Here is a 4,820-nt window from a genome sequence, read left to right as displayed (position 1 = left end):
AGGGCGTCGACGTCGGCCAGGTCACCAAGGTCGAGCGCGGCCCCGGTGGTCGCGGCGCCAAGGTGACGATGCTCGTCGAGAAGGGCAAGGGCGTCACGCAGGAGGCCGGACACGCCGTCCTCGATCAGGGACAGCGGGCCGCCCTCGCCCACGGCGACGATCGGCAGGCCGGACGCCTGGGCCTCCAGCAGCACCTGGCCGAAGGTGTCGGTCCGGCTGCAGAAGAGAAAGACGTCGGCGTTGGCGTAGGCGTCGGCGAGCGCGTCGCCGGAGAGCCAGCCGAGGAACGTCGCGTGCTCGCCGAGGCGCTCGCGCAGGACGTGCTCCTCGGGGCCGCCGCCGGCGAGCAGCAGGTGCAGGCGCGGGTCGCGGGCGCGGGCGGCGAGGAACGTGTCGCAGAGCAGGTCGACGCCCTTCTCGGCGCTCTGCCGCCCGGCGTAGAGGACGTTCACGCGGTTGGTCTCCGACGGGCGCGTCCCGAAGAGCCCGATCGCGGCCGCCTCGCTGCGGCGGGCCGGCGAGAAGCGCTCGATGTCGACGCCGCGATCCCAGCGCCCGATCGCGTCGAGCGCGACGCCGAGGGTGCGGACGGCGTCGTCGCTCTGCGGGCTCGGGGTGACGACGACGTCCGCCTGGCCGTAGAAGACCGCCAGCACGAGGTCGGCGTACGTCTGCAGACGCGGGTCGGCGGAGCGCAGGCCCGTGTAGCTGCCCAGCTCCGTGTGGTAACTGGCCAGCACCGGAATGTCGAGCATCTTCGCCAGCGCGCCGGCGACGATCCCGGCGGGGCCGGGCGAGCAGAGGTGCACCACGTCGTAGCGGCCCTCCGCGATCTGCTCGACCAGGGCGGGGACGCCCGGGATGCCGACCTTGAGGCCCGCGTAGAAGGGGATGTCGACGTCGGCGACGGCGGGCAGGCGGCGGTCGACGCGGACGTCGGTGCCGATGACCTCCACCTCGTAGCCCGGGACGCCGATGCGGCGCAGCGTGTCGATCGTGTGCGTGACGCCGTGCATGCCGCCGATGCCGTCCGCCACGAGCGCGACGCGCGGCAGCTCGCCGTCCAGGCGGGTCTTGAGCTTGCGGCGCTCGCGGCCGAGGAACGCCGCGGCGGGCGCGTAGGGCAGCGCCGGCAGCAATGCGTCGAGGAGCTGCCCGCCGATCGCGGCGAGGTCGGGCTCCTCCCCCGCGGCGACGCCCTCGGCCGCGGCGACGACGGCCTCGACCGTCTCGGCGAGCTTGCCCTCGTGGGCCGTGCGCGCGCGGCGGAAGAGGTCGCGGTGGTCGAAGTCGTCCTCCTGGAACATCGCCAGCAGCTGGCGGGCCGTGAGGTCGCGCAGGCCGACGGCGTCGAGCCAGGCGCGCAGCAGCATCCGCGCGTCGTCGGGCGTGATCTCGTTGTCCTCGGAGCCGCGACGGACGTCGCCCTCGGTCATGAGGCTGGAGACCATCGTCGCGATCGCCTCGGGGCGCGGGCGCTCGATCGGCCCGTCGTCCTCGCCGCGGGGGTCGACACCGAGGGAGCGGATCGCGATGCCCATCGCGGCGTGCGTCCACTTGGCGGCGCTGCCCTGCGTGCCCTTGGCGACGGCGCGGCCGGCGCGGATGTGGGCCAGGTACTCCTCGGCCGTGTAGGCCAGCGGCGTCTCGGTGAACGTGCGGCCGATGTCGACGCCGGCGTGGTCGTCGGTGCCGCCGATGCCGATGCCGCCGCGGACGTCGATGAACGTCGCGGCCGGCGCGTTGAGCTCGCGGGCGCGGGAGCCGTTGCGGACCTCCCAGATCGGGAAGAGCTCGGCGAGCTGGCGGCGGTGGCGCGCGGTCAGCGGCGCCTCGACGGAGTAGAAGGGGTGCGCCAGCGCGGTCGTGATCTCGTTCTGGTGCAGGTACTCGGCGCAGCGCACGACGTCGTGGTTGTGCGCCTGGAGCCAGTCGTGGTCGTCCTGGTTGATGCCCAGGCAGAGGACGTGGACGGCCTGCGGCTCGCCGCGGAACCAGACCGTCAGCTCCTCGCCGACGAAGACGTCGGGGCGGTCGGCGATCTGCAGCGCGCCCGCGATCGTGTCGTGGTCCGTGATCGTCACGAAGTCCATGCCGCGGCGCTTGGCCAGCTCGTAGACCTCCTCCGGCGGCGTCGCGCACTCGGGCATGCCGACCGAGCGCTGGACGCCGAGCTTCGAGAACTCCGACGCCGTCGAGTGGACGTGGAGGTCGCACCGGGAGAGCGCTGGTGGGACGTTCGGGGAGCTGCCGGGGGTGGGGCTCATGCCGTGGAGGCTCCGCTCCCCCGGGCCCCGTCGAGTGACGACGCCGTGTCCGACCGGTGACGATGGCGTGAAGGAGCAGCGGGTCGCGAGGACTCACAGGAACCTCGCCGAATGCAGGAGGTTCGTCCGCAGGCCCGGCCTTCACGGGACCTTCACCGGGACGCGACGGTGGTGGCCCAGCATGATTCCGTGACCCTCGTCGCGCCGCTCTCCCCCGCGCTGCCCCTGGTGATCGCCCGCGGGCGCGTGACCGTGCGGGTGAGCCTCGCACCGCTCCGGGTCGACGTGCTCCGCGACGGTCACGTCGTCGTCGGCAGAGACGGGTCCACCGTGTTCACCCAGGAGACAATGCCGCCCTGAACGTGCACGGCGTCCTTGAAACCGGCCGCCTTGAGGGCCGCGAGTGCCTCGGCCGAGCGCACGCCCGACTTGCAGTGCAGCACGATCTGCCGGTCCTGCGGGAACTTCGCGAGCGCCTCGCCGGAGAGGATCTCGCCCTTGGGGATCAGGGTCGCGCCGGGGATCCGGTTGATCTCCCACTCGGCGGGCTCGCGGACGTCGACCAGGAACACGTCCTTGCCGCTGTCCTGCCACTCCTTGAGCTCGCGGGCGGTGATGGTCGAGCCGGTCACCGCCTCCTGAGCCTCCTCGGAGACCGCGCCGCAGAAGTCCTCGTAGTCCTCGAGCAGGTCGGTGACGGTCGGGTTCTCACCGCAGAGCGCGCAGTTCGGGTCCTTCCGCACCTTGATCTTGCGGTAGGACATCTCCAGGGCGTCGTAGACCATCAGGCGCCCGACCAGTGGCTCACCGATGCCGGTGATCAGCTTGATCGCCTCGTTGACCTGGATCGAGCCGATCGACGCGCAGAGCACGCCGAGCACGCCGCCCTCGGCGCAGCTCGGGACCATGCCGGGCGGCGGGGGCTCCGGGTAGAGGCAGCGGTAGCAGGGACCGTGCTCCTCCCAGAAGACCGAGGCCTGGCCGTCGAAGCGGTAGATCGAACCCCAGACATACGGCTTGCCGAGCAGCACCGCGGCGTCGTTGACCATGTAACGGGTCGCGAAGTTGTCGGTGCCGTCGACGATCAGGTCGTACTGGCTGAAGATCTCTTTGACGTTGTCCCGGTCCAGCGCGGTGTTGTGGATGACCACGTTCACCAGCGGGTTGATCTCGGCGATGCTGCGCGCCGCCGACTCCGCCTTGGGCGTGCCGACGTCCGAGACGCCGTGGATGACCTGGCGCTGGAGGTTCGACTCGTCGACCGTGTCGAAGTCGATGATGCCGAGCGTGCCGACGCCGGCCGCGGCGAGGTAGAGCAGCGCCGGCGAGCCGAGGCCGCCCGCGCCGACCGCGAGGACCTTCGCGTTCTTCAGCCGCTTCTGCCCGTCCATCCCGACGTCGGGGATGATCAGGTGTCGCGAATAGCGGCGGATCTCGTCGACGCTCAGCTCAGCGGCCGGCTCGACGAGCGGGGGCAGAGCCACAGTTCACTCCCCGGGTTCGGTGGTAAGGATCGCCGCCTATTCTTGCTCGTTCACCGGCTTCGCGCCCATGACGTCGGACACGGGCCCGACATGCGGGATCCGGAATATTTCAGGCCATCGGCTCGCCGGAGTACCGCTCGCCGTCGAGATAGGGCCAGGCGTTACGGGTGCAGCCCTTCAGGCCGAACGTCTGCTGCATCATCACCGGCGCCGGCTCGCCCTCGCCCCGGCACAGCTCGTGCCCGTGCCCCAGCTCGTGGCCGACCTCGTGGTTGATCGCGTAGCGGCGGTACTCCGCGACGTGCCCCTCGTAATCCGGGATCGCCTCGGCCCAGCGGTCGGCGTTGATGATCACCTTGCCCGGCAGCCGGCACGAGGTGAACCCCCCGGTCTCCAGGCCGCCGGTCGCGCACATCTGCTCCGAGGTGCGCGCGGACGCCAGGTAGATGACGAAGTCCGCATTGTCCGCCGAGGCCGGCACCCGCCGCAGCCGCAGCTTCCCCTCGGCGATCCAGCTGCGCTCATCACCGAGCGTGCTGTCGATCTCGTCGGCGAACTCGGCCGGCTTGGGCCCGTCCACACTCTTCTCCACCGCCACCTGGAACCGGTGCACGCTCCCCGCGGTGCCGAGCATGGGGCCGCGGCTCTTCGCGTACCGGAACTCTCCTGCCTGGTCCTTCTCCGCTGCCGGGGTCTCCTCCGCCTTGGCCTGCGGCGTCGCCGCAGGGACGTCCACCGCGCGTTCGCCCGCCGGTCCGGCCGCGCGCTGCGCGGCCTCCCGACCGGGCGCGATGGGTTGCTCATCGCTGCGCAGCTGATGCCCGATCACCAGGACCGCGACAACCACGATGAGGTACGCGAGAAGCACCGCGCGCCGCCGTCGCCGGAGGGTCCGCGGGCTGGCCACCGGAGGCGCGGCGTGCCGGGCAGTGGTGGTACGCGAGTGCGCCGGCACATACTCCTCCGCCTCCTCGTCACCGCGGGCCAGCACCGTGGGCAGGAACGCCGATTCGTGGTCGTCGTCGTGCTCGTGGGTTGGCGCACGCTCGTGCTCGTGGTTTTGCGCACG

Annotated in this window: 3 protein-coding genes; all 3 read right to left on the bottom strand. The window is 71.7% G+C overall.

Annotation, left to right across the window (positions count from 1 at the left end; translation table 11 throughout):
- Positions 1–2,267: glycosyltransferase (locus AB0L40_RS26595; protein WP_364361630.1), on the bottom strand; the 2,267-nt coding region annotated here is incomplete at its 3' end.
- 299 nt (positions 2,268–2,566) lie between these two features.
- Complete coding sequence (moeZ, locus tag AB0L40_RS26590) at positions 2,567–3,751, bottom strand: adenylyltransferase/sulfurtransferase MoeZ (protein ID WP_364361628.1); 1,185 nt, start codon at positions 3,749–3,751, stop codon at positions 2,567–2,569.
- Between the two features lie 109 nt (positions 3,752–3,860).
- A partial coding sequence (locus AB0L40_RS26585; RefSeq protein WP_364361626.1) for a DUF3152 domain-containing protein occupies positions 3,861–4,820 on the bottom strand: 960 nt, incomplete at its 5' end.

The sequence above is a fragment of the Patulibacter sp. NPDC049589 genome, from assembly GCF_040675535.1.
GTDB lineage: Bacteria > Actinomycetota > Thermoleophilia > Solirubrobacterales > Solirubrobacteraceae > Patulibacter.
Note: the sequence above shows the minus strand (reverse complement) of the source record. Positions and strands in the feature narration are given on the sequence as shown.